At 51.9% G+C, this 22,324-nt stretch carries 20 protein-coding genes; 16 read left to right on the forward strand and 4 right to left on the reverse strand.

Translation table 11 applies throughout. From position 1 onward, the window contains the following. Window positions 1-16: 16 nt before the first annotated feature. From ACFSUF_RS05555 to ACFSUF_RS05585, 7 genes are all read left to right on the forward strand, one after another. Window positions 17-877, forward strand: coding sequence for a TlyA family RNA methyltransferase (locus ACFSUF_RS05555; protein ID WP_377600943.1), 861 nt, complete (start codon window positions 17-19; stop codon window positions 875-877). 85 nt (window positions 878-962) lie between these two features. After that, window positions 963-1,418 carry a hypothetical protein gene (locus ACFSUF_RS05560; RefSeq protein ID WP_377600944.1) on the forward strand — a complete coding sequence of 152 codons (456 nt, stop codon included), beginning with the start codon at window positions 963-965 and terminating at the stop codon, window positions 1,416-1,418. Window positions 1,419-1,440: 22 nt separating this feature from the next. Continuing rightward, window positions 1,441-1,890 (forward strand): transcriptional regulator AhrC/ArgR, encoded by a 450-nt coding sequence (ahrC, locus tag ACFSUF_RS05565; protein WP_377600947.1) that lies wholly within the window; start codon window positions 1,441-1,443, stop codon window positions 1,888-1,890. Window positions 1,891-1,927: 37 nt separating this feature from the next. Further along, window positions 1,928-3,658, forward strand: coding sequence for a DNA repair protein RecN (gene recN / locus ACFSUF_RS05570; RefSeq protein ID WP_377600950.1), 1,731 nt, complete (start codon window positions 1,928-1,930; stop codon window positions 3,656-3,658). Between the two features lie 122 nt (window positions 3,659-3,780). After that, on the forward strand, window positions 3,781-5,106 hold the full coding sequence (gene spoIVB, locus ACFSUF_RS05575) for a SpoIVB peptidase (protein ID WP_377600952.1): 1,326 nt from the start codon (window positions 3,781-3,783) through the stop codon (window positions 5,104-5,106). A 218-nt stretch (window positions 5,107-5,324) separates the two neighbouring features. Beyond that, window positions 5,325-6,149, forward strand: coding sequence for a sporulation transcription factor Spo0A (gene spo0A, locus ACFSUF_RS05580; RefSeq protein ID WP_377600954.1), 825 nt, complete (start codon window positions 5,325-5,327; stop codon window positions 6,147-6,149). Window positions 6,150-6,335: 186 nt separating this feature from the next. After that, on the forward strand, window positions 6,336-6,533 hold the full coding sequence (locus ACFSUF_RS05585; RefSeq protein ID WP_377600956.1) for a sortase domain-containing protein: 198 nt from the start codon (window positions 6,336-6,338) through the stop codon (window positions 6,531-6,533). A 29-nt stretch (window positions 6,534-6,562) separates the two neighbouring features. Here ACFSUF_RS05585 and ACFSUF_RS05590 read toward each other — a convergent pair whose 3' ends face one another. Next, window positions 6,563-7,846, reverse strand: coding sequence for an ATP-binding protein (locus ACFSUF_RS05590; protein ID WP_377600958.1), 1,284 nt, complete (start codon window positions 7,844-7,846; stop codon window positions 6,563-6,565). 168 nt (window positions 7,847-8,014) lie between these two features. Between ACFSUF_RS05590 and ACFSUF_RS05595 the strand changes: the two genes are divergently transcribed. Next, window positions 8,015-9,553 carry a hypothetical protein gene (locus tag ACFSUF_RS05595; RefSeq protein ID WP_377600960.1) on the forward strand — a complete coding sequence of 513 codons (1,539 nt, stop codon included), beginning with the start codon at window positions 8,015-8,017 and terminating at the stop codon, window positions 9,551-9,553. A gap of 71 nt (window positions 9,554-9,624) precedes the next feature. Here the strand turns inward: ACFSUF_RS05595 and ACFSUF_RS05600 are convergent, their stop codons facing one another. After that, window positions 9,625-11,109 (reverse strand): copper amine oxidase N-terminal domain-containing protein, encoded by a 1,485-nt coding sequence (locus ACFSUF_RS05600; protein ID WP_377600962.1) that lies wholly within the window; start codon window positions 11,107-11,109, stop codon window positions 9,625-9,627. 137 nt (window positions 11,110-11,246) lie between these two features. Between ACFSUF_RS05600 and ACFSUF_RS05605 the strand changes: the two genes are divergently transcribed. Next, window positions 11,247-12,149 (forward strand): ATP-dependent DNA ligase, encoded by a 903-nt coding sequence (locus ACFSUF_RS05605; RefSeq protein WP_377600964.1) that lies wholly within the window; start codon window positions 11,247-11,249, stop codon window positions 12,147-12,149. On the opposite strand, the gene ACFSUF_RS05610 is transcribed toward ACFSUF_RS05605, so the two are convergent. Next, on the reverse strand, window positions 12,146-12,496 hold the full coding sequence (locus ACFSUF_RS05610; protein ID WP_377600966.1) for a hypothetical protein: 351 nt from the start codon (window positions 12,494-12,496) through the stop codon (window positions 12,146-12,148). The genes ACFSUF_RS05605 and ACFSUF_RS05610 overlap by 4 nt on opposite strands. A gap of 200 nt (window positions 12,497-12,696) precedes the next feature. Between ACFSUF_RS05610 and steA the strand changes: the two genes are divergently transcribed. The 4 genes from steA (at window position 12,697) to helD (ending at window position 18,143) form a co-directional block, all read left to right on the forward strand. Next, complete coding sequence (gene steA, locus ACFSUF_RS05615) at window positions 12,697-13,944, forward strand: putative cytokinetic ring protein SteA (protein ID WP_377601750.1); 1,248 nt, start codon at window positions 12,697-12,699, stop codon at window positions 13,942-13,944. Next, window positions 13,904-14,620, forward strand: coding sequence for a glycosyltransferase family 2 protein (locus tag ACFSUF_RS05620; protein WP_377600968.1), 717 nt, complete (start codon window positions 13,904-13,906; stop codon window positions 14,618-14,620). The genes steA and ACFSUF_RS05620 overlap by 41 nt, the downstream gene beginning before the upstream one ends. After that, complete coding sequence (locus ACFSUF_RS05625; protein WP_377600970.1) at window positions 14,590-15,468, forward strand: hypothetical protein; 879 nt, start codon at window positions 14,590-14,592, stop codon at window positions 15,466-15,468. Before ACFSUF_RS05620 ends, ACFSUF_RS05625 begins: the two co-directional genes overlap by 31 nt. A gap of 290 nt (window positions 15,469-15,758) precedes the next feature. Further along, window positions 15,759-18,143, forward strand: coding sequence for an RNA polymerase recycling motor HelD (gene helD, locus ACFSUF_RS05630; protein ID WP_377600972.1), 2,385 nt, complete (start codon window positions 15,759-15,761; stop codon window positions 18,141-18,143). A gap of 110 nt (window positions 18,144-18,253) precedes the next feature. Here helD and ACFSUF_RS05635 read toward each other — a convergent pair whose 3' ends face one another. Continuing rightward, window positions 18,254-18,541, reverse strand: coding sequence for a DUF2627 domain-containing protein (locus tag ACFSUF_RS05635; protein ID WP_377600973.1), 288 nt, complete (start codon window positions 18,539-18,541; stop codon window positions 18,254-18,256). A 183-nt stretch (window positions 18,542-18,724) separates the two neighbouring features. On the opposite strand from ACFSUF_RS05635, the gene lpdA reads away from it, so the two are divergent. The 3 genes from lpdA (at window position 18,725) to ACFSUF_RS05650 (ending at window position 22,295) form a co-directional block, all read left to right on the forward strand. Next, window positions 18,725-20,146 carry a dihydrolipoyl dehydrogenase gene (gene lpdA, locus ACFSUF_RS05640; protein ID WP_377600975.1) on the forward strand — a complete coding sequence of 474 codons (1,422 nt, stop codon included), beginning with the start codon at window positions 18,725-18,727 and terminating at the stop codon, window positions 20,144-20,146. Between the two features lie 136 nt (window positions 20,147-20,282). Continuing rightward, window positions 20,283-21,308 (forward strand): thiamine pyrophosphate-dependent dehydrogenase E1 component subunit alpha, encoded by a 1,026-nt coding sequence (locus ACFSUF_RS05645; protein ID WP_377600977.1) that lies wholly within the window; start codon window positions 20,283-20,285, stop codon window positions 21,306-21,308. Window positions 21,309-21,311: 3 nt separating this feature from the next. Further along, window positions 21,312-22,295 (forward strand): alpha-ketoacid dehydrogenase subunit beta, encoded by a 984-nt coding sequence (locus ACFSUF_RS05650; protein ID WP_377600979.1) that lies wholly within the window; start codon window positions 21,312-21,314, stop codon window positions 22,293-22,295. Window positions 22,296-22,324: the final 29 nt, after the last annotated feature.

The following is a 22,324-nucleotide window of genomic DNA, read 5'->3' on the forward strand; positions in this document are numbered from 1 at the left end:
GGCAAGGGAGTTAGTTATGTCAGCAGGAAAAGAACGTTTGGACGTGCTCCTCGTAGAGCAGGGATATTATGAAAGCAGGGAGAAAGCAAAGGCCGCCATTATGGCTGGCCTTGTTTTCGTAGCGGAGGAACGGATGGAGAAAGCCGGGATGAAAGTTTCCCGTGATTTGCCCATCCGTGTGAAGGGTGCTCTGCATCCTTATGTCAGCAGAGGCGGCTTGAAGCTGGAGAAAGCGATCCGCGAGTTCCATCTTCCGATGAAAGATGCTGTTATGCTGGATATCGGATCATCGACCGGCGGGTTCACGGACTGCGCCCTTCAACATGGAGCGTCTTTTGTTTATGCAATTGACGTCGGTTCGAATCAGCTTGACTGGTCCCTTCGCAGTCACGAGCAGGTCAAAGTTATGGAGAAAACCAATTTTCGTTATTTGAAGCCGGAAGATTTAATTGGCCCGCAGCCGAACATGGCGTCTATTGATGTTTCCTTTATTTCTCTCAGGCTTATTTTACCTACGCTCAAGGAGCTTCTTGCCGGCAGCCCTGCCGCTCATGTTGCTGCGCTCATTAAGCCCCAGTTCGAAGCTGGACGGGAGAAAGTGGGCAAACACGGTGTAGTAAGGGAAGCGAAGGTGCATCAGGAAGTGTTGGAGACGGTACTGGCTTTTGCGGATTCGATCGGCTTTCAGCTGCAGGATCTTACCTTTTCGCCAATTACCGGCGGCGAAGGCAATGTAGAGTTTTTGGCGCATTGGACTTTGGGGGGGACGGAAACATCCGTATCTCCACCCTATGACGCTATTATTCAGCAAACGGTAAAGTCAGCTCACGCGACTTTTACGGCCAAGCCCATCAGCATACGACAACAGCAGTCATAGAAGCTCATCCTACGCCGGATGAGCTTCTTCCGCCGTAGAAGGAATTCGTCTTCGCCCGCGCGAATACGTATGCTGAGGTGATCGTATGGGGATTAACGGAGAATTGTTCGTGATGGTCCTGCTTGTCATGCTGATTATTTACGGGCTCTACCGGAGATTTAACACATGGCTTGATGAACCCGAAAAACCCGCCGTACCTGTGGATTACGACAGCTACGAACCTGACGGCGAAGCCGCATCCTTGTTAACGGATACAGGTTATGAGATTATACATGGAAAGAAACGAATTCCGATTGAGATTCAAATGGATGCCCAGCAGTTGGAAAGCCGGCTGTTTATCGACTATTTTGTCCGCAAAGATGATGAACTGTTCGCCGTTAAGGTAGCCAGAAGCCGGATGCCTGTCGAACTGACGGGCTCTGGGTTAAGGGACAGTCTACTCATCTATCAGCTGTTGTATGGCGATATGAGCGGGGTAATCTATATAGATACGGATGCGGGAACGCTCCGTGTAGTGAAATTCACAGTGGATTTGGAGTAAGGTACACTTCCAGGAGGTTGGAATGAAGACACAGCGGCATATGAAAATTCGGGAAATTATATTGGGCGGAGAGATTGAAACCCAGGACGAGCTGGCTGCGGAACTAAGCAAAGCTGGATTAAACGTGACACAGGCGACGATCTCCCGAGATATTAAAGAAATGCATTTAATCAAGGTGCCAGCTGCTGACGGCCGTTATAAATATTCGCTGCCTGCTGAGCAGAAATTTAATCCGGTTCAGAAATTGAAGCGGGCGCTGGCCGATAACTTTCTTTCCATTGATTACACAGAAAATATGATCGTTATGAAAAGTCTGCCGGGAACCGCCAATGCCATAGCTGCTCAGGTGGATAACCTGGAATGGCCGGGCGTCATGGGGACGATCAGCGGGGATGATACGATTTTGGTCATCTGCAAAACAAAAGAACAATGTAAAGAGACAGTGGATCAGATTCTTGATTTGATCTCTTAATAAGCAGTGCTTAGTTCATGGGTGAGGATGGTGCTCTATGTTAGTCGAAATTTCTATTAAAAATTTGGCGGTCATCGAACGCATTCACGTCAGCTTTGGAAAAGGATTTCATGTGTTGACAGGGGAAACCGGTGCAGGGAAATCGATTATCATCGATGCCCTCAGCCTGATTATCGGCGGGCGAAGTTCGGCCGACCTGGTTCGTTACGGCAGCGAGAAGGCAGAAATTGAAGCGATGTTTGATTTGGAAGAGGAACATCCGGTATGGAATGTTCTCAAGGAGCAGGGGATCGAGGGGGATGCTTCGGAACATTTGATTATTCGCCGGGAAGTCACCGCTCAAGGCAAAAGCGCCAGCCGTGTGAACGGACAACTTGTTAACCAGACCATGCTTCGTGAAGTCGGCGAAACTCTCGTGAATATCCATGGACAGCATGAGCACCAGTCTTTATTAAAATCGGAGCAGCATCTCAAATGGCTGGACCTGTACGGTGAAGAAAACATCAGTAAGGCTAAAGAGGAATATCAACATGCATATTACGCCTATACAAATACCTTGAAAGAACTCAGGGACCTGCAGGAAACAAGTAAACAGGCGCTGCAGATGATGGATTTATACCGTTTTCAAATGGAGGAAATTGCAGCTGCCAAGCTAAAACCGGGTGAGGATGAATTATTAGCCGAAGAGAAGCGGAAACTATCGAATGCGGAGAAGATGGCTCAGTCCGTTACCGACAGCTACGATCTTTTATACGGCACAAGCCGGGGGTTGGATTCCGTTCGTAAAGCCATCACCAAAATTGAAGAGATCGCAAGCTATGATAAGGCAGCCCTTGAACCGCTTTTGGAACAGGTACAAACCGCCTATTTTCAGTTAGAGGATGCTGCTTTCCAATTAAGAGACTACCGGGACGAAGTGGAATTCAATCCGGACAGGCTAGATGAAATCGAACAAAGGCTGGATTTGCTTTCATCCTTTAGACGTAAATACGGGGATAATGTGGAAGAAATTCTCGCCTATTTGCATAAGATCGAAGCGGAAGTCCAACTGGTTGAAAATAAAGACGAGCGGATCCAGCAGCTGCAGCATATCGCTGATGAGCAGCTTGCGGAAACGGTAAGAACGGCGTCCATTCTTTCCGATCTGAGACATCAGGCGGCTGAAAAGCTGGCCGGTGAAATCGAAACGGAACTTAAAGATCTCCAAATGGGGAGGACGGTTCTGAAGGTGGAGCTAAGTAAAGTAACGGATCCCCGCGGCTGGGAAGTTGGCGGGCAGATGCTGCGCTTCACGAAGGAAGGATTCGATACGGCCGAGTTTATGATTTCTCCAAACCCGGGCGAGCCTTTGAAATCTTTAAGTAAAATTGCATCAGGCGGAGAAATGTCCCGTATTATGCTTGCGATGAAATCCATTTTTGCCAAAGTGGACCGAATCCCGGTTCTTGTGTTTGATGAAGTGGATACCGGAGTCAGCGGCCGTGCTGCCCAAGCCATCGCAGAGAAAATGTCCGCCCTCTCGGACAGCTGCCAAGTATTCTCTATAACCCACCTGCCTCAAGTGGCCTGTATGGCCGACCTTCATTATGAAATCCGAAAAACGGTGGAACATGAGCGCACGGCTACCCAAGTCGAACAGTTGGATCATAACGGAAGAGTACAGGAGCTGGCCAGGATGCTGGGCGGAGTTGAAGTTACCGAAACCACTCTTCACCATGCGGACGAGATGCTTTCCATGGCAGAAAGTAAGAAATTAAGCGTGATGTAAGGAAACCGCGATAAGGTTTAACAGTAATAAAACATTTGGTGGGGGGTTACCTTATAGGTACGCAATTGGCGACCTGATGTTTCTCGTCAAGCGAAGAGAAGATAAGGGAGCGTGACCTTAAGTTGAACTCCATCAAATGCAAACGGCTGTTAGGCTTGCTTCTGGTCTTTATCGTTTGTTTATTCAGCACCACCTCTCCTTTCCAGAACTTTGCCTCTTTTCCCGAGAAACTGCGGATGTTTACAGGAGAACGTAAGATGTTGAACCTGCCCATGCCGGTGACAGCCCAAATTACGATGGATCATCCGGAAGTGCTTGCCGTGAATGGAACTTCCCGGACTTCATTCCAAGTAAATTTGAAGCAGCCGCTGAACCTCCAAACTCAACGGGCAGGGCAAACGCACATGAAGTTGAAATTATTCGGTACCATTCCTCTAAAAACCGTTGAAGTCAATGTTGTCCCGGATTTGAAGGTGATTCCCGGCGGCCAAACGATCGGAGTGAAAATCAGATCAGCCGGTATTTTGGTGGTCGGGCATCATTTGGTGCAGGAGAATGCCAGCCGCAAAATTTCCCCTGGAGAAGAAGCGGGCGTTATGTTAGGAGATCTTATTACAGCCATTGACGGCATCTACATCAACGATGTAGCAAAAGTGGCGGAGGTTGTAGAGAAGGCAGGTCGCGAAGGCAAAAAGCTGAAGCTTACTCTCAAACGCAATGGACAAATGATTACAACGCAAATTAAACCGGCATTGGATCAGGAAGATCAAGCTTACCGGCTCGGATTGTACATTCGGGATTCTGCTGCAGGTGTAGGAACGTTAACTTTTTATGCTCCGGATCAAGGCGTATATGGTGCGTTGGGGCATGTAATTACGGATATGGATACCCAAACGCCGATTGAAGTCGGTGAAGGCCAAGTGGTTCATTCTACAGTTACGTCCATCGACAAAAGCTCCAACGGGGAACCTGGAGAGAAACGCGCTACTTTGTTTCGGGACGGAAAGGTGTTAGGCAACATTGAGAAAAACACACATTTCGGCATTTTCGGAAAAATGACGGAGTTTCCGGATCATGGTGCGATGAAAGAGGCGCTTCCTGTAGCTTTTGCGGAAGATGTAAAAGAAGGTCCGGCGGAGATTTTGACAGTGGTGAACGGTCAAACCGTTGAGAAGTATCAGATCCAAATCGTTCATGTCGCTAAACAGCGCTACGCAGCAACCAAAGGTATGGTCATTCGGATCACGGATCCCCGGCTGATTGAAAAAACAGGCGGTATCGTGCAGGGGATGAGCGGAAGTCCGATTATCCAGAACGGAAAGCTTGTTGGTGCAGTAACCCATGTATTTGTGAATGATCCTACATCCGGTTACGGCTGTTTTATTGAATGGATGCTGCAGGACGCGGGAGTAATGATGAAACCAGTGATGAATCTTGAGGCGAGTTAGCTGCCTTGAGATTTTTCTTTTTTGTCGAATAAAGTTGGCTTCTGAAGAATCCTGTTGGAATATAAGATAAATTATTAATTATAATGTAATGCCGTAAAAAAATAAAGAAAAATAATTTTCGACAGAAGGAATTTGATCGGCTTTGTCGAATCCCTTAACTTACGGAAATAGAAAGGCAACACTCACATTTTCGAAGCCCATGAAGGAGGATCCAGACATTGCAAAAGATTCAAGTTCTTTTAGCTGATGACAACCGAGAATTCACCAACCTTTTGTCCGAATACATTGCCGAGCAAGAAGATATGGAAATAGCAGGTGTAGCTTATAACGGTGAAGAGGTGCTGCGTTACATGAAGCAGGCCAGAAAAACACCGGATGTGCTGATTCTGGATATTATTATGCCTCATTTGGACGGTTTGGGCGTCCTTGAAAAGCTTCGGGAATTGAATATGTCACCACAGCCCAAGATCATCATGCTGACCGCTTTTGGACAGGAGAACATCACGCAGAAGGCAGTACAGCTGGGAGCCTCCTATTACATATTGAAGCCGTTCGATATGGAGATTCTGACGAACCGGATCCGGCAGCTGGTACAAGGCCAAGCTGCAGCTATGACGGCTTCCTCCGCGCCTACGTCTTCGCTGATCAGCGGGGGATTGAAATCCAATGTGGTTCCGCTCGGCAAAGGCAAAAATCTGGATGCCAATATTACGAGCATCATACATGAAATCGGCGTTCCTGCGCATATTAAAGGATATCAGTATTTACGCGAAGCAATCACGATGGTATATAACAATATCGAAATACTGGGTGCTATTACGAAGACATTGTACCCGGCCATTGCCGAGAAGTTTAAGACAACTCCATCCCGAGTGGAGCGCGCCATCCGACATGCCATTGAAGTAGCCTGGACGCGAGGCAACATCGACAGCATTTCACACCTGTTCGGCTATACGATCAATATCAGCAAATCTAAGCCGACGAACAGCGAGTTCATCGCCATGGTCGCCGACAAGCTGCGTATTGAGCACAAGGTGTCTTGAGAGGGTTAGGGGCTTTGAGTGAGTAAGGATAAATACCACTTTTCAACAGGGAATGAAACCCTTTGGAGAGTGGTTTTTTTATTCTCTATGGCCATTGGTTTGAACAAATGTGTTTAACTGTGGGATAAACCGTTTACCAAATAAACAAGGCAGACATTGAATTGAAAGAAAGGGGATGTGATTTAAGTGAAAGCCAGCGGAACAACTTACACCTACGAAGCGAGCGGAACGGAAATCATCGAACCGGAGGAAACCTCGGTCTTGCAGCAGCCTGCTTCCGGAAGATTCTTAACATTGATTACCTGCCATCCTGTACACGCAGGTTCGCATCGGCTGATCGTCCACGCGGCCGCCGCTGAGCATACTCCTGTTTCATATCTATAAAAAAATGGAACCGCTACAGGCGGTTCCTTTTACATTGTAATAGAAGAAGAAGCTGATTTCCCCGATGATCCTGTTTGACGGAAAACAATTCTGCACTGTGTTCCCTGATTCGGCTTACTGTCAAATGAAATCCGCCCGTTCATCGTTTTCAACATAGAAGTGACCACCATCAAGCCTAGTCCCGTACCTTTTTCCTTCGTAGTATAAAATGGGAGTCCTGCGGATTTTAACTGGTCTTTAAACATACCGATTCCCGTATCCTTCACATGTAATTCAACACCTTCATGGCTTTTCAGTGTTTCGATGGTAAGGCGGCCTCCGTCAGGCATAGCCTCAATTGCATTTTTCGTTAAATTCAGAAGGCATTGGCGCAGCTTTTTGGAATCACCCATGATGATGACAGGCGTTTCTTCCCTGGATTGTAACACAATTTCTACATTGGAAAGTGCTGCCAGAGAGGATACGAAGGGAAGGGCGGACCGGATCTCCTGGTTCAAATCCAGCGGCTCACACACGTCAATATTCGGTTTGGCAAAATTCAAATAATCGGTAATGATCGAGTTTGCCTGGTCGATGCCTTCCAACGAAAGTGCTACGTAACGCTGAATTTCCGATTCTTCCAGACTGGGCTTACGCATCATTTGCATAAAACCTCTGGATATGGTTAGCGGATTCCTGATTTCATGGGAGATGGAGGCTGCAAGCTGACCGATCAGATGGTACTTCTCGGCGTGAATCAGTTTCTCTTTCACAATCTCCTGGCGCTTTACGTTAGCATACAGGAATGTTGTCAGCAGCGTGGATAGATACGAGCCGGCAACCGTTAGAAGAAAAAAGGGAACGTCATCGATAATGGACGGATTCATTAGGGAAACCATCAGTAAGTATAGTGTCAAGATGCCGACCGAAACGAAATATTTGCTTACATCGGAAGCGCTGGTATATTTCTTTTGAAAAGCAAGACCGACGGCGAGCATGACCGTGGTTGCTGAAATCACCGGGAGAATCTCATTATGTAAAATCAGCGAGTTGCCGAAATTGAATGCAGCCCAAGTACAAATTGCCGGCCAGCGGCCCTCGTACAGTACAGTGAAGCCTACACATACCGGGATCAGGTGAAGCACGTAAATTTCCGGTCGAATATCCTCATAGAAGAGATAGAAATAACTGAGGACGGCTAAGATGGCAATGAATAACCACTGCCGTTTGCGGGTTGTGTAAAGTCTGGTAGGTGTTATGACAAGGTATAGCAAGGCGGCGCTCATAAAATACATTAAACCATGCAGTTCCTGTAATAAGATGGTCTTGAACAAAATCTAACAATCCTTTCCTGCGGTACCTATAAACTGTCATTCCCTTCTATTATTGCATAAATCGACAAACATCTAAATAAAAAATAATCAGTTTCTCAAGGGTCAAGCTCCTATTGCTGGGCTGATGCATACGTTATAGAAGCCTATTGTATAAGGAGAGATTTTGGAATGGAAAAAAAGCCGATGAAGCCGGGAGTTAAGGCGCCTACAGGTGTAAAAACGCCAACAGCTCCCGTAGTAAAGCCAGCTCCTCCGAAACAAGAAACTACAGCTATAAAAGCTGAAACAACGAAAAAAGCAGAGACTACGATGAAAATGGAAACAACGAAAAAAGCGGAAACCACCATGAAAATGGAAACAACGAAAAAAGCGGACGTGAATGTAAAAACACACGGTTCCGGAACAATGGAACATCTGAATAAACAAATGCCGATGACATCCGCGGCTCCAATGCCGATGCCTAAGCCGATTCAGGTACCTACAGCAGCTATTTCGCCGGCAACGCTGCCTCCGATGAATAAAAATCTGGTATCACCGGTAACGATGCCTCCGATGAATCCGAATCTGGTTTCTCCGGCAACAATGACTCCGATGAATCCGAATTTGGTTTCTCCGGCAACGCTGCCTCCAATGAATCCGAATCTGGTTTCTCCCGCCACGCTGCCGCCTGTGAACCCGAATCTGGTATCCCCGGCAACATTGCCGCCGGTGAATCCGAATTTGGTATCCCCGGCCACGCTGCCGCCTGTGAACCAGAATCTGGTGTCTCCGGCAATGCTGCCGCCAGTGAATCTTGGCGCTGTCATGCCTGCAGGCATAGGCAATATGGCTCCTGCTTCGAAAGGGATGGTGTCGCCAGCAACGAAAGGGATGGTATCGCCAGCATACACCGGACCTGCAAACAAGGGGTTAGTCTCTCCTGCGTATACTGGTCCAGCAACCAAAGGCAACATATCCCCGGCATATACCGGACCTGCAACCAAAGGCAACGTATCCCCGGCATATACGGGTCCTGCTAGCAAAGGTAACGTGTCTCCGGCATATACCGGTCCTGCTAGCAAAGGCAACGTGTCTCCGGCATATATGGGCCCTGCTAGCAAAGGCAACGTGTCTCCGGCATATACGGGTCCTGCTAGCAAAGGCAACGTGTCTCCGGCATATACCGGTCCTGCTAGCAAAGGCAACGTGTCTCCGGCATATATGGGTCCTGCTAGCAAAGGCAACGTGTCTCCGGCATATACCGGTCCTGCTAGTAAAGGCAACGTGTCTCCGGCATATACCGGTCCTGCTAGTAAAGGCAACGTGTCTCCGGCATATACCGGTCCTGCTAGCAAAGGCAATATATCCCCGGCTTACAAAGGACAGACACTGCCTTTGGGGCCTAACGTCGAAATGCCTGCTTTCAACCCGGGCGTACCTTATCCAATGAACCCGTATATGGGCACACCTTACGGAATGGGTACTATGCCTTCCATCATGCCGTATGCACCATCCGGCTACGGCTCGCCTTACATGTCTTACCCGCCCGTTAATCGGTATAGCGTGATCCAAGAAGTCCAACCGCTCATTTCCTACGGCTTAAACGAAGCGGAAGCAAGAGGATATGATCAGGCTATGACAGAAGTAGCCGCCGTCTCCTATTTGATGGGTTTAGGATACGATTACAATACGGCCTATGAAACAGTTGACAGCTGGAATTTGGATTAAGTGAGTGAAGGAGCGCGCCGTTTGAAATGAAAAAAGCTGCCCGGTAAAAACCGTGGCAGCTTTTTTTGGCTTTATTCAGCAGTGAAAAGGATCACCGTTCCGAAATCTTCGTTATCCTCAATAGAAAGGGATGTACGTAAAGCGGAAGCTACAGGCTTCGCCGGTACATAAAGCACATTGTTGATTACATGAGGAGCATAAGGCAGGGCGGCAGGTTTACCGTTCACCACCGCCGATTTGGAGCCGACTTTCAGTTGAATGTAGCGTCCGTTGTCTTTCAAGGTTAGTTTCTTATTGCCGGCATCCCAGATGAAACTGTATTCCATCTGCTCGGCTAACAATTTGGCACCGATCATAACGGAACCTTTCTTGACGTAAGGCTGGCCGTACGCGTTATACGCTTCGGAAGGCAGGGACAGGTCCGTATCGGAAATGTAAAATTCGCCGTTGCGCTGTGCGAGCTTCAAATCATTCTTCATAATATCATACAGGGCGGACTTGGAGTCCAGCTGAGCGATAAAGGTGCGGGGGCTCGTAATGCTTTCCGCATCCATTGTCTGGATTCCCGCCGCTGCCTGATCAGGTGTAATTGCCCCGTTCTGTTTGGACATTTCGCTTGTACTTACGATTTTGACAGATCGGATGGGGAGATCGACTTCCCCCGGTATTTTCGGTATACGGTAGTACATTTCCATACGGTTTTGGCGAATCTTCATGGCGGAATCTATACCGAACTCAAGTTTGAAAGAATTATGGCGGTTGTTCAGTATTTTGTAAATCATCTGGTCGTCGTTGCTCATATCTTCTTTGAACTCGGACATGAAGTTGTGGAATTCATCCATAGCAGCGTCCACCTCTTCACGAACGGCATCCGCATCCGCTTCCTCCAAGCTTTCAAAGAAGAACGATATAATGGAGCGAATGTTGTTCTGGTCTTTAAGAAGGTTGCCGGCAAAATCGATTAGCACTTCATGCAGATCGGAACCCTTAATATCCATGGAGATCTTCGTGAGGTTCACTTCTTCGCCGTTAATAACCTCTTTCTGATTCAGTGCAAAGCTCGTGTTCTTCGGATTCGGCAGGTTCCGGATCAGCGTGCTCATGATTTTATCCCGAAACTCTTTATCCCGCTCCAGGCCGTTCGTGCCGAGCTCGGCAGCTTCCTCTGCGGGGAAAGTGATCAGTTTGGAATGCCCTTCGACCTTAAAACTGTATTGTTTCTCATCCATATACATTTCCCAGGGGATGGTCTTGGATCCCAGTGTCAGCGATCCTTTTACCGAAGCGTGGTTCTCGTCCTGTACTTTATAAGTATGTATGTCCAGGGAACCGGATCCGAGCAGCTCCAATCCGCGTCGTTCCTGAGCAGTAAGCTCAGCGTTCGGATCGGTTTCCAGCACCCATGATACCGATTGCTTGCCTTCGGCGGAAGAAACGGTTGTATTGTCCAAAAGCACCTGATTCAAGTCGATACCCCCGATAGCCTGACACGCAGTCAAAGCTGCCAGAATAAGCAAGGTAATCGCTAAGTAAAGTTTCTTGATGCCTAACTTCATAGTTACTTCCTCCTAATTTTGGTAATAAATAATGCTAGATTAGTATAGAGAACATCATGGAAGGTTTCAATGTTTTTTTGCGGGGAAAGTAATATATATTACAAAAAAAGGGATTCATGCCAGCGGAGGCCGGAATTATGAAGTGGATTGCACCGATGAAAGCAGAGAAAGGCTTGTCTCTATTGAACGATCCCGGCTGGATTTATGAGCCTAAATGGGACGGATTCCGGGTTCAGATCCATAAAACAGGGCTGAACGTGAAGGCCTATTCTTTAACCGGAGAAGAGATCGGCGAAAAGCTCACCGAACTGGAAAAGTGGGCACAGTCGATCAGCATCCGCAATGCGGTACTGGACGGTGAGGCGGTGTGTCTGCGCGGGAACAGACCGGACTATGACGATGCAGCCTACAGGCTGCGAATCAGCCGAAGCGACAGCATCAGGCAGGCGTCCAGGACCCATCCGCTGACGCTGGTTGTGTTCGACCTGCTGTACGATGGAAGGGACATGATGCAGGAAACGCTTGCCTTGCGTAAAGAACGGTTGGCGGAAACGGCAGGGACAGGCGCCAACTTGGTCCTTTCGCCAGTGTCGGAAGGCAGCGGAACCGGCTTGCTGCAATTTACGAAGGAACAGAAATGGGAAGGGATCATCGGCAAAAAGAAGAGCTCGCTCTATGTTCCGGGCATGCGCTCCCCGGACTGGCGCCGGCTGCATCATGAACGCATGGTGGACGGAATCATTCTCGGTTACCGGACAGCGCCCGGGTTCGCGTTGATGCTTGGACTCCACTTCCGTACGGTCCGCTATAAACCGGTAGCGTGGGTGGAGCAAGGGATTGACGGTCCCGAGGCAGAAAAGCTGCTCGGCATGCTAAAGCGCCTGGAAACCGTCCGCGAAGAAGGGATGAACAGGGTAGAACCGATATTGTGCTGCCGCTTCAGTTACACTGAACGGGGCTGGATGCACAAGCTTAGCGGAACCAAGTACGTCTGCTTCCTCCCCGGCAAGCGGCCTGAGGACTGTCTCTGGAGTACCTAACGTTTCTTGAGTGTCAAATAAGCTTTCAGGTGGGCACCCAGATAATGCTTCATTCTGAGTTCAACCTCGGCCCGGATGTACAGCCACATCATGTCAAACTGATTCTCATAACCTCTGCACAGATATTTGCAATGCACGCCGCTTGCAGTCCGCTCGCTGTCGAACACTTTGATGCCTCTCTGGCGGAACTCCCGCTTAAGTTCGGCTAAATTGGCCGTCACCCGGTCCATTGCGAGCTGGAGAGCCTGTTCGTACGGAGCCTTAGTCTTGACATGGCTGGCAATGATTTTCGTATCGCGCTCAAACACGGTAAGAACCATAGGCAGCAGCAGAAATTCCTTGACCATACCCTGCTCCTCTTCGGTAGGCCAGGCTGGGCGTTGATTCGGGTCAGGCATTAAGTTCACCGCCAAAATACGAATATATGTTCCTATTTTATGCGAACCAACGAAACTTATGCAAGTCCAAAAGCGGAAATATGCTATGGAATATTTTCACAGGGGGGTGCCGATACTAGCTGTATCAATGACAGGGAGTGTGCGGAGTGATGACTAGGCTGGACGGGGGCGGGGGAGCAAGGAGCCTTGCAGGAATTGCCAAAGCGGGAAAAGTAACGAAACACCTGCTTTCGTTCCTGAGGCAGGGGGATATTGCAGTCCTGATGCATACCGATCTGGATGAAACTGCAGCTGCAGGATTGCTGGAAGCAGGGGTTTGCGCAGTCGTCAACTGTGCGGAGACGATGAGCGGCCACTATCCGGCGCAGGGAGCGGGAGTGCTGCTGCGTGCAGGAATCCCGGTTTTTGAGGCCCCGGGGGACTGCTTCGGGACGTTGGCGGCTGCCTGCGGTCAGGAGCAAAATGCTTCCGGGACGCGGGTATGCATACAAGATGGCGTGTTGGAAGCGCCGCAGGTGCGAATACGGCTGGTTCCGTTTACGGAGGAGCGGCTTGCCGCGAAGCTTGTTCAGGCCAAAGCCAATGAGCCCGCCATGCTGAAAGGCTTTATCGGCAATACGCTTAGGTATGCCGAAGCGGAATCGTCGTTCGTGCTTCAGCCTATGCAGCTGCCGGAAGCATGTTCGTGTATGGAAGGGCGTCCTGCTGTAGTAGTGGCAAGAGGCAGCCGCTATAAAGAGGACTTGGCTGTACTTAGGGTCTACATTGAAAAAGAGAGACCGGTCTTGATCGGTGTGGACGGCGGGGCGGATGCGCTGTTGGACCAGGGTTGGCGTCCGCAATTCATTGCCGGGGATATGGACAGTGTGTCGGACAAGGCGTTAGCCTCCGGTGCACAGCTTTTGGTTCACGCCTATCCGGACGGGCGGTCGCCCGGATGGGAGAGAGTAAGGGAACTGGGACTTGAGGCGGCAATTCTTGCTTCGCCGGGAACCAGCGAGGATGTAGCGCTGCTTGCCGCTTATGAAGCAGGAGCGAATCCCATTATTACGGTCGGCAGCCATATCGGGATGGCCGATTACCTGGAGAAAGGCCGCCGCGGCATGGCAGGTTCGGTTCTGGTCCGCATCAAGGCGGGGGCCAGGATTATCGATGCCAGGGGCATATCTGTCCTGGCAGGAACCAAGGTAAGGCATGCCCCTGCAGGACGGGGGCGGCCAATGCGGGGTTGGAGGTTTTTGGCAAAAACAGGCACCAGTCTTCTGTTGGGCATTGCGGCAGCGGCAGCGCTGTGGTGGAATCCGTTGACGGCGGCCGCACCGGCAGCAGGCCGGCAGGGATTGGAGGGAGCTGCGCATGGAACGCACCGTTTCCATCATTATTCCGGCCTGGAATGAAGCCGGACGCATCGGAAATACGCTCCGGGAGCTGCATGCGATCCGAAGCGGAGCGGAAGCTGGGACGCCGCCGCTGTGGGATGAGCTGCTCGTCGTCGACGACGGGAGCAGCGACGACACGTTCAGCGAGGCGCTCCCCTGGGCGGACCGGGTACTGGTCAGCCCAGTGAACCTGGGCAAAGGTGCGGCGCTCGAGCTCGGCGCCGGCCATGCCCTCGGCGGCATCCTGGTGTTCCTGGATGCCGATCTGGAAGCAAGCGCACGGCATCTGCCGGTGCTGCTTGCGCCCGTGCTGAGCGGCGACGCCGATATGGCCGTCGCCCGGCTTCCTGCGCCGAAGCGCCGCGGCGGCTTCGGCCTGGTCAAAGGCCTGGCGCGCTTCGGGATCCGCGCGCTCAGCGGCTACAGCGCGGCTGCTCCGCTTTCGGGACAGCGCGCGCTGCGCCGCGAAGTGCTCAGCGGCGCGCCGAAGCTGGCCCGCAGGTTCGGCATCGAAGTCGGCCTCACCATCGATGCGGCCCGCGCCGGCTACCGCATCCGTGAAGTCGAGGTCCCGTTTCGGCACCGCGAAACGGGCCGGGACTTCCGCGGCTTCTGCCACCGCGGCCGGCAGTTCATCTCCGTAGGAAGGACGCTGGTTCACAAATGGCTGTTTCCGTCGCGCACGGCACCCTGACCCTGATCGGGGCAGGGGCTTTAACGGCATCGTCCGGCCGGTGGCTCCTGCCGCGAACTGCCGCGTTTTTGAGCGGACACGGCATCGTCCGGCTCAACTACCGGCAGGAGCAGATCCCGACGGCAGCAGGCGTTCTAGTTGCTGTCTTGACGCTTTTGTACGGATTGACGCTGCCTTTATGGGACAAGTATGTTCCTGCATTCAGCTTGCTTCCGGCGGATCGCCTGCCATGGCTGCAGGCCTACACATCTGCGTCGGCAGGCGTAGCTTTGATCGGCTGGCTGGACGATACGGCCGGAGACCGCGAGATCAAAGGGCTTCGAGGGCATTTTCGGGAATACCGGAAACGGGGAATCGTAACCACAGGCATGCTTAAAGCGGCAGGCACCTGTATACTGGCTTTAGCAACCGCCTGTTTCGGAGGCGGATCCATGGTTCGCATTCTGCTGGGCTGGGGTGTGATCGTGCTTAGCACCAATACGGTCAATTTATTGGATTTGCGCCCCGGGCGGGCCATCAAAAGCTACGTAATGCTTCTATTGATTCTGCTTGCCTTTACAGCCGAGACGAGAATGGCACTGGTTGCGCAGCTGCCGGCTTTGGCCGGGGCTCTGCTGCTGTTCCGGCCGGATCTTCAGGGACGGTTAATGCTCGGGGACACTGGCGCAAACAGCCTTGGTTTTGCCGTCGGCTCCGCTTGTGCCCTGACAGCGCCGACTGGTGTGCTTGCCGCATGGGCGCTTGCGCTTTTGGCACTGCATGCAGCTGCAGAGCGGATTTCGTTATCCGTCTGGATTGAACGCCGCCCTGTGCTTCGCTGGCTCGACCGGTGGGGAAGACCGTTATAAGGCAGACCTCCCGGCAGGAATGACCTCGTTTAGACTTCAGCTTATCGGAACGAAAAAAATCCCTTTAAAACGGACAGAGTAGATCTGTGCATTTTAAAAGGATTTTATTATGTATATGTTGCATAACTGTAGGTACAGTGATACAATGAGGTTTCAATTTATGTATAAAGTTTGCGCATAAATAAAACATCATCTCATATGTTTCTACAATTATGATATCATCATCCGAATACGGTTGTCAAGTCATATGTAGAAAATTTAGGTGAAACAAGGACGGGGAGGTTGTTTGCATGTCAAACCGGACAAAGGAAGAACGCAAGGAGCAGGAACGGGTAGACAGGGTAAGGGCCAAGCTTCGGGAGGGAATCGCGGCGACGGAGCCTGATGTGCTGGACTTGAAAGGCGAAGTAGTGGACATCCGCAGACATTTTTGGGATGAGGTAACGGTCAACCTGAGCCACCCTGACGATGTGATCGAAACGCATGCGAGTTTGAAGCAGCAGTCTGAGCTGCTGTCCGAAAGAGAACGGAGCCACCAAAGTGCGCATAAGCTTCTTGACAAAATGAAGAGGCTGCTGCCTGCACCTTATTTTGCCCGGATTGATTTTGCCGAGGAGCAGGAGGGTCTGCAGCAGGTGTATATTGGAACGGCTTCTTTTCTGGATGAAGAAGACGGAACGTTCCTGGTGTATGACTGGCGCACCCCGGTGGCCAGCCTCTATTACGATTACGGGCCGGGGCCGGCCGCTTACGAAACGCCGGGAGGCACCGTCACCGGGGAAATGGAGCTGAAACGCCAGTTCATTATCCGGGACGGGGACATCCGTTTCATGTTCGATACGGGCTTGACGATCGGGGATGAGATTTTGCAGCAGGTGCTGGGCAAAGGCGCCAACGAGCAAATGAAAAGTATTGTGGCGACCATCCAGCGGGAACAAAACCGGATCATCCGCAACGACAGCAGCCGGATGCTGATTGTCGAAGGGGCGGCGGGCAGCGGCAAAACGTCCGCGGTTATGCAGCGCGTAGCCTACCTTCTCTATAAATACAGAAATACGCTGAAGGCGGACCAGATGGTGCTGTTCTCGCCGAATCCGATGTTTAACAGCTATGTATCGGCGGTTTTGCCGGAACTGGGGGAAGACAATATCCGGCAGACGACGTTTCAGGATTATTTGGGACGCCGTCTGGAGCCGGAATTTACAGTAGAAGATCCGTACGATCAGCTTGAATATGAGCTTTCCGCCGGGGAGGATCCGGGCTACAAGGCTAGAATGAGCGGTATCCGTTTCAAATCTTCCTCTTTGTTTCTGAATGTTCTGCAGTCTTACAAGGAGCGTCTGGAAAGCGAAGGCATGCAGTTCCGGCCGCTGCGGTTCCGCGGGCGCACGCTGGTTTCCGGGGAGGAAATGGCAGCGAAATTCTACTCGTACGGACCATCGTTCCGCCTCCCGAACCGGGTGGAACTGATGAAGGAGTGGCTTCTGGAACGGCTGAAGGAATTCATGGAGCAGGAGACGGAGGAGGCTTGGGTACAGGAGGAACTGAATTATCTCGATCATGAAAAATACCAGAAAGCGTACATCCGGATGCGGAATGCGCGGAAACGGAACCGCTCGGAGCTTCATGATTCTGAAGAAGAAGAGCTGCTGCTGCGCAGGATGGTGGTGGACGAACAATTTCGGAAGCTGCGTACCAGAGTCCGTCATTTACGGTTTGTTCATGTCACTGCACTGTACCGCCAGTTGTTTGACGGCAATGAGCTGATGGGAGCGCTGACGAAAGAGGCGGGCCTTCCGGAGGAATGGCAGGGGATCTGCAAATATACACTGAGCCGGCTGGATGACAAGCGCCTTTGCTATGAAGATGCAGCGCCGTACCTTTACTTGAAAGAGCTGACGGAAGGCTTCCGCATGAACGGCGGCGTGCGTCATGTGCTTATTGACGAGGCGCAGGATTACACCGTGTTCCAATTCGAGTTTCTGCACAGGCTGTTCCCGTGGGCCCGCATGACCGCGGTAGGGGATTTCAACCAGGCGATCCATGCCGCCGCCGCAGCTTTCCGCGACGAGCAGACCGTTTCGTCGCTGTACGGCGAAGCCGGGACGGAGCGGATCCGCCTGACGCGGAGTTACCGTTCTACGCGCGAGATTGTGGAATTCACGAGCGCGATGGTCCGGGGAGGCGAGGAGATTGAGCCGTTCAACCGCAGCGGCGGCAAGCCGCTCATAGTGCGTGGACCGGCTGATCCCAAGGCCTATGCGGCCATGGTTGCGGAGCGGGCAGCCGGGCTGCGCGCGGAGGGGTTCGGCTCGGTCGCCGTTATCTGCAAAACGGCGGCTGCCAGCAAGCTCGTATACGACGCACTAAGTGAAGCGGGGGCGCAAGAGCTTGCGCTGGTAACCAAAGCTACGCAGTCTCTGCCGAAGGGAACGGTCGTGATCCCGGCCTACTTGGCCAAAGGCGTGGAGTTTGATGGCGTTCTGATATACGACGCTTCAGCCGAAGAATACGGCATTGAGTCTCTGCGGAAATTGTTTTACACTGCTTGTACAAGGGCGATGCACCGGCTGGAACTATGCACGCCGGGAGGGCTTTCCCCGTTTCTTGCGGAAGTTCCGCAGCATTTGTATGAGATGGCCGAACAGCTTCAGCCTGACGCGTATAGGGTATGAACTGCAAAGAGGTGAAGCGGCTTGAAGCCGTTTCACCTCTATTTTTTGGCGGAAATATGACAGTTATCACTAGAAGATTGATTTCCCGGTATAGTAAGATTGGGGTAGCGCTATGCTCCAGGGCGGTTTCTGCGCTTCGCTTTGAAGCGGGGAGCCACATAATTCCGTTTCCGGTCGCGGAAGAAAATCCAGCCACCGATAAATCCGATGCCGACGGCGAATTCGATAAGGCCGAGAATCATTTTGCCCCAGCGGAAGTCCGGGTTTGCCTCCTGATCTCCAAATTGGGAAAAATACAGGAACAGCGCATCCTTCATATGCAGAAAGCCGATAGTAGCCAGCACGCCGGGGACCACGAGAATCAGGATGGCGATAAAACGGTAAAATTTCAGTTTCATAGGGTAGAAATCCTTTCTGGTATCAATGAAGCGCTTTGTTTCATCATACCTCGTTCCCTTGTACGTGTCCATTTCCAAGTGCCTTGTAGTCCAGCCTTTCCAAAAAGGGTACAATAGGAACACACATGCATTCTAGCAAATTTGCAGCTTACATATAGATTTAGTAACCGGAGGTACATAGCTATGACCAAAACATATGACGTAGTAATTCTAGGAGGCGGAACCGGAGGGTACGTCGCAGCAATTCGTGCCGCCCAGCTGGGCAAAACTGTTGCCATTGTCGAAAAGGACAAGCTTGGGGGCACCTGCCTTCACCGCGGCTGTATTCCGAGCAAAGCGCTGCTTCGCAGTGCCGAAGTGTATGCCACCATGAACAAAAGTGCCGAGTACGGGATTGACGCGGCGGGGTTGTCCCTCAATTTCGCGAAAGTCCAGGACCGCAAGGAGGGCATCGTGGCCCAGCTGCATAAAGGCGTGCAATATTTAATGGGCAAGCATAAAATCGACGTGATCCGCGGCAGGGGCAGAGTGATCGGGCCGTCTATCTTCTCTCCGAAAAGCGGGGCTGTTGCCGTTGAGCTGGAAGACGGGGAGATGGAGACGATCGTACCTGTCAATTTAATAATCGCTACGGGGTCGCGTCCGAGAGTGCTCCCCGGACTTGAGCCTGACGGCCGGCTGGTGCTTTCCAGTGAGGAAGCGCTGGAACTGACTGAAGTTCCCAAATCGATCATGATCGTAGGCGGAGGGGTCATCGGCGTCGAATGGGCCTCCATGCTGAATGATTTCGGCAGCGAGGTGACGCTGGTAGAGGCTTCGCCTAGGCTGGTGCCGCAGGAGGACGAGGATATATCCCGGGAGCTGGAACGGCTGCTTAAGAAACGCGGGATAACTGTACTGACGGGCGCTGTTGTGGATACGGGAAGTGTACGGAAAGATGCGGACAGAGTCTTCCTTCAAGCCGCCTATAAAGGCGAAACCAAAGAGCTTGCCGCGGAAAAAGTGTTGGTGTCGGTCGGCAGGGAAGCAAATGTGGAGAATATCGGCATTGAAAATACGGATATTAAACTCGTGAACGGCGTGATTAAGGTCAATGAATCCATGCAGACGACAGAACCGCATATTTACGCGATCGGGGATGTCATCGGCGGGCTGCAGCTGGCCCATGCAGCCAGCCATGAGGGGATTACAGCAGTTGAGCACTTAGCGGGCCAGAAAATCCACCCGATAAGCGCACACCGGGTTCCACGCTGCATTTATACCCGGCCGGAGATCGCATCCGTCGGCTGGACGCAGGCGCAGGCCCAAGAGAACGGCCGTCAGCTGAAAATCGGGAAATTTCCTTTTTCCGCCATCGGGAAGGCTTTGGTATACGGGGAATCAGACGGTTTCGTCAAGGTGATCGCGGACAAGGAAACCGATGATATTCTCGGCGTCCATATGATCGGTCCGCATGTGACGGATTATATTTCGGAAGCCGCCTTGGCCCAGGTGCTGGATGCAGCGCCATGGGAAGTTGCCGGCACCATCCATCCGCATCCGACCCTGTCCGAAATTCTTGGCGAAGCCATGTCGGCCGTTGACGGCAAGCAAATAGGGATGTAAGCCGCAGCCGATTCATTTCCCTTTTCCGGCAAATCGATTATAATAGGTACTGAGAGTTAGTCTTAGTACCAGGTTATAAATTGTGTAATTGAAGGGCTCTGCTAAGGAAAATGCGACTTTTTGAGGAGGTTACTCCATGATACAGAATTCATACGCGGGAAACCGCACGAAGCACGAAGAGGTAGGATTGACGGATGAGCAGGCGGTCGATATGTACCGGTTCATGCTCCGCGCCCGCAGGTACGATGAGAGATGCATGCTGCTGCAGCGTGCGGGCAAAATTAATTTCCACGTGTCCGGGATCGGCCAGGAGGCGGCGCAGGTGGGGGCGGCTTTCGCTTTGGATCGGGAGAGAGACTATTTCCTTCCGTATTACCGGGATTACGCGTTTGTGCTTTCGGTCGGTATGACGGTTCAAGACCTGATGCTGTCCGTGTTTGCCAAGGCGGACGACCCGACGAGCGGCGGACGCCAGATGCCGGGCCATTTCAGCCATAAGAAGCACCGTATTGTAACGGGTTCCAGCCCGGTTACGACACAGGTTCCGCATGCGGTCGGTTTTGCGCTGGCTTCCAAGATGAAGAACGAGGGCTTTGTGAGCTTCGTTACGTTCGGGGAGGGATCCAGCAACCAGGGCGATTTCCACGAGGGGCTGAATTTTGCCGGCGTGCATAAGCTTCCGGTCATTTTCATGTGCGAAAACAATCAATATGCGATTTCCATTCCTGTGCATAAGCAACTGGGAGGCAGTGTAGCCGACCGGGGCAAGGGGTATGGCATTCCGGGCATCCGTGTCGACGGCAACGATCCTTTGGAAGTGTATCGTGTCGTGAAGGAAGCGCGGGAACGCGCCGTCCGCGGCGAAGGCGCCACCTTGATCGAAGCGATGATGTACCGGCTTTCGCCGCACTCCACGTCGGATAACGATCTGGCTTACCGGACGAAAGAAGAAGTGGAAGAGAACCGCGCCAAAGACGGCCTTCCCCGCTACAAGCAGTACTTAATCGACTGCGGCATTTGGAGCGAGGAGCAGGATGAAGCGCTGTCCGCGGAACTGACAGCCGAAATTAAAGCGGCAACCGAATTCGGGGACAACGCGCCGTTTCCGAAGCCGGAAGACACGCTGCTGCATGTCTATGCGACGCAGGAACAGGGGGAATAACCGATGCCGATGCTGGATTATATAGACGCCATTAATTTGGCGATGCATGAAGAGATGCTCCGGGACGAGAACGTATTCGTCCTGGGTGAGGATGTTGGCCATAAGGGCGGAGTGTTCGGCACGACCAAAGGCCTAATGGAACGCTTCGGGGAAGCCCGGGTGATTGACACGCCGCTGGCCGAATCGGCGATCGCCGGGGTGGCGATCGGCGCGGCCATGTACGGCATGAAGCCGATTGCTGAAATGCAGTACTCGGACTTTATGATGCCGGCGGTGAATCAGATCATCAGCGAGGCGGCCAAAATCCGCTACCGCTCCAACAATGACTGGAGCTGTCCTGTCGTCATCCGCGCGCCGATCGGCGGAGGGGTGTTCGGGGGATTGTATCACTCCCAGTGTCCGGAATCGATATTTTTCGGAACGCCCGGATTGAAAATCGTTGCTCCTTATTCGGCATACGATGCGAAAGGCCTGCTTAAGGCTGCCGTCCGGGATCCGGATCCGGTGCTGTTTTTTGAAAACAAGAAGTGCTATAAACTGATTCATGGCAATGTGCCCGAAGACGATTATACGGTGGAAATCGGTAAAGCGGCCGTAAGGCGCGAAGGTACGGACATTACCGTCATCACTTACAGCCTGCCGGTGCATTTTGCACTGCAGGCTGCGGAAGAGCTTGCTGAAGAGGGCATATCGGCACATGTGCTGGACCTGCGTACGATTCAGCCGCTGGACAAGGAAGCGATCTTGGAAGCGGTTCGCAAGACCGGCAAAGTGCTGATTGTGCATGAAGATAACAAGACCGGCGGCATTGGCGCCGAGGTATCCGCCATCATAGCGGAGGAAATGCTGTTCGAGCTGGACGCTCCGATTGCCCGCCTGTGCGGACCGGATGTTCCAGCGATGCCGATTTCCCCTCCGATGGAGAAGTTCTTCATGCTGAACACGGAAAAAGTCAAGGAAGCGATGAAGAAGCTGGCATTGTTTTAAGTGCTGCAGGACTGCAGCAGCGGAAGCAA

The organism is Paenibacillus gansuensis (assembly GCF_042684925.1).
In the GTDB taxonomy this organism is placed as follows: domain Bacteria; phylum Bacillota; class Bacilli; order Paenibacillales; family DY6; genus Paenibacillus_N; species Paenibacillus_N gansuensis.

Bases quoted from the DNA above. Each gene is read 5' to 3' on its own strand.
- ACFSUF_RS05620 (WP_377600968.1), top strand. From the start codon at position 13,904: ATGGAACGCACCGTTTCCATCATTATTCCGGCCTGGAATGAAGCCGGA.
- ACFSUF_RS05645 (WP_377600977.1), top strand. From the start codon at position 20,283: ATGATACAGAATTCATACGCGGGAAACCGCACGAAGCACGAAGAGGTA.
- ACFSUF_RS05635 (WP_377600973.1), bottom strand. From the start codon at position 18,541: ATGAAACTGAAATTTTACCGTTTTATCGCCATCCTGATTCTCGTGGTC.
- ACFSUF_RS05600 (WP_377600962.1), bottom strand. From the start codon at position 11,109: ATGAAGTTAGGCATCAAGAAACTTTACTTAGCGATTACCTTGCTTATT.
- steA (WP_377601750.1), top strand. From the start codon at position 12,697: ATGACTAGGCTGGACGGGGGCGGGGGAGCAAGGAGCCTTGCAGGAATT.
- ACFSUF_RS05605 (WP_377600964.1), top strand. From the start codon at position 11,247: ATGAAGTGGATTGCACCGATGAAAGCAGAGAAAGGCTTGTCTCTATTG.
- helD (WP_377600972.1), top strand. From the start codon at position 15,759: ATGTCAAACCGGACAAAGGAAGAACGCAAGGAGCAGGAACGGGTAGAC.
- ACFSUF_RS05560 (WP_377600944.1), top strand. From the start codon at position 963: ATGGGGATTAACGGAGAATTGTTCGTGATGGTCCTGCTTGTCATGCTG.
- lpdA (WP_377600975.1), top strand. From the start codon at position 18,725: ATGACCAAAACATATGACGTAGTAATTCTAGGAGGCGGAACCGGAGGG.
- recN (WP_377600950.1), top strand. From the start codon at position 1,928: ATGTTAGTCGAAATTTCTATTAAAAATTTGGCGGTCATCGAACGCATT.
- ahrC (WP_377600947.1), top strand. From the start codon at position 1,441: ATGAAGACACAGCGGCATATGAAAATTCGGGAAATTATATTGGGCGGA.
- ACFSUF_RS05595 (WP_377600960.1), top strand. From the start codon at position 8,015: ATGGAAAAAAAGCCGATGAAGCCGGGAGTTAAGGCGCCTACAGGTGTA.
- ACFSUF_RS05610 (WP_377600966.1), bottom strand. From the start codon at position 12,496: ATGGTCAAGGAATTTCTGCTGCTGCCTATGGTTCTTACCGTGTTTGAG.
- ACFSUF_RS05625 (WP_377600970.1), top strand. From the start codon at position 14,590: ATGGCTGTTTCCGTCGCGCACGGCACCCTGACCCTGATCGGGGCAGGG.
- ACFSUF_RS05555 (WP_377600943.1), top strand. From the start codon at position 17: ATGTCAGCAGGAAAAGAACGTTTGGACGTGCTCCTCGTAGAGCAGGGA.
- ACFSUF_RS05650 (WP_377600979.1), top strand. From the start codon at position 21,312: ATGCCGATGCTGGATTATATAGACGCCATTAATTTGGCGATGCATGAA.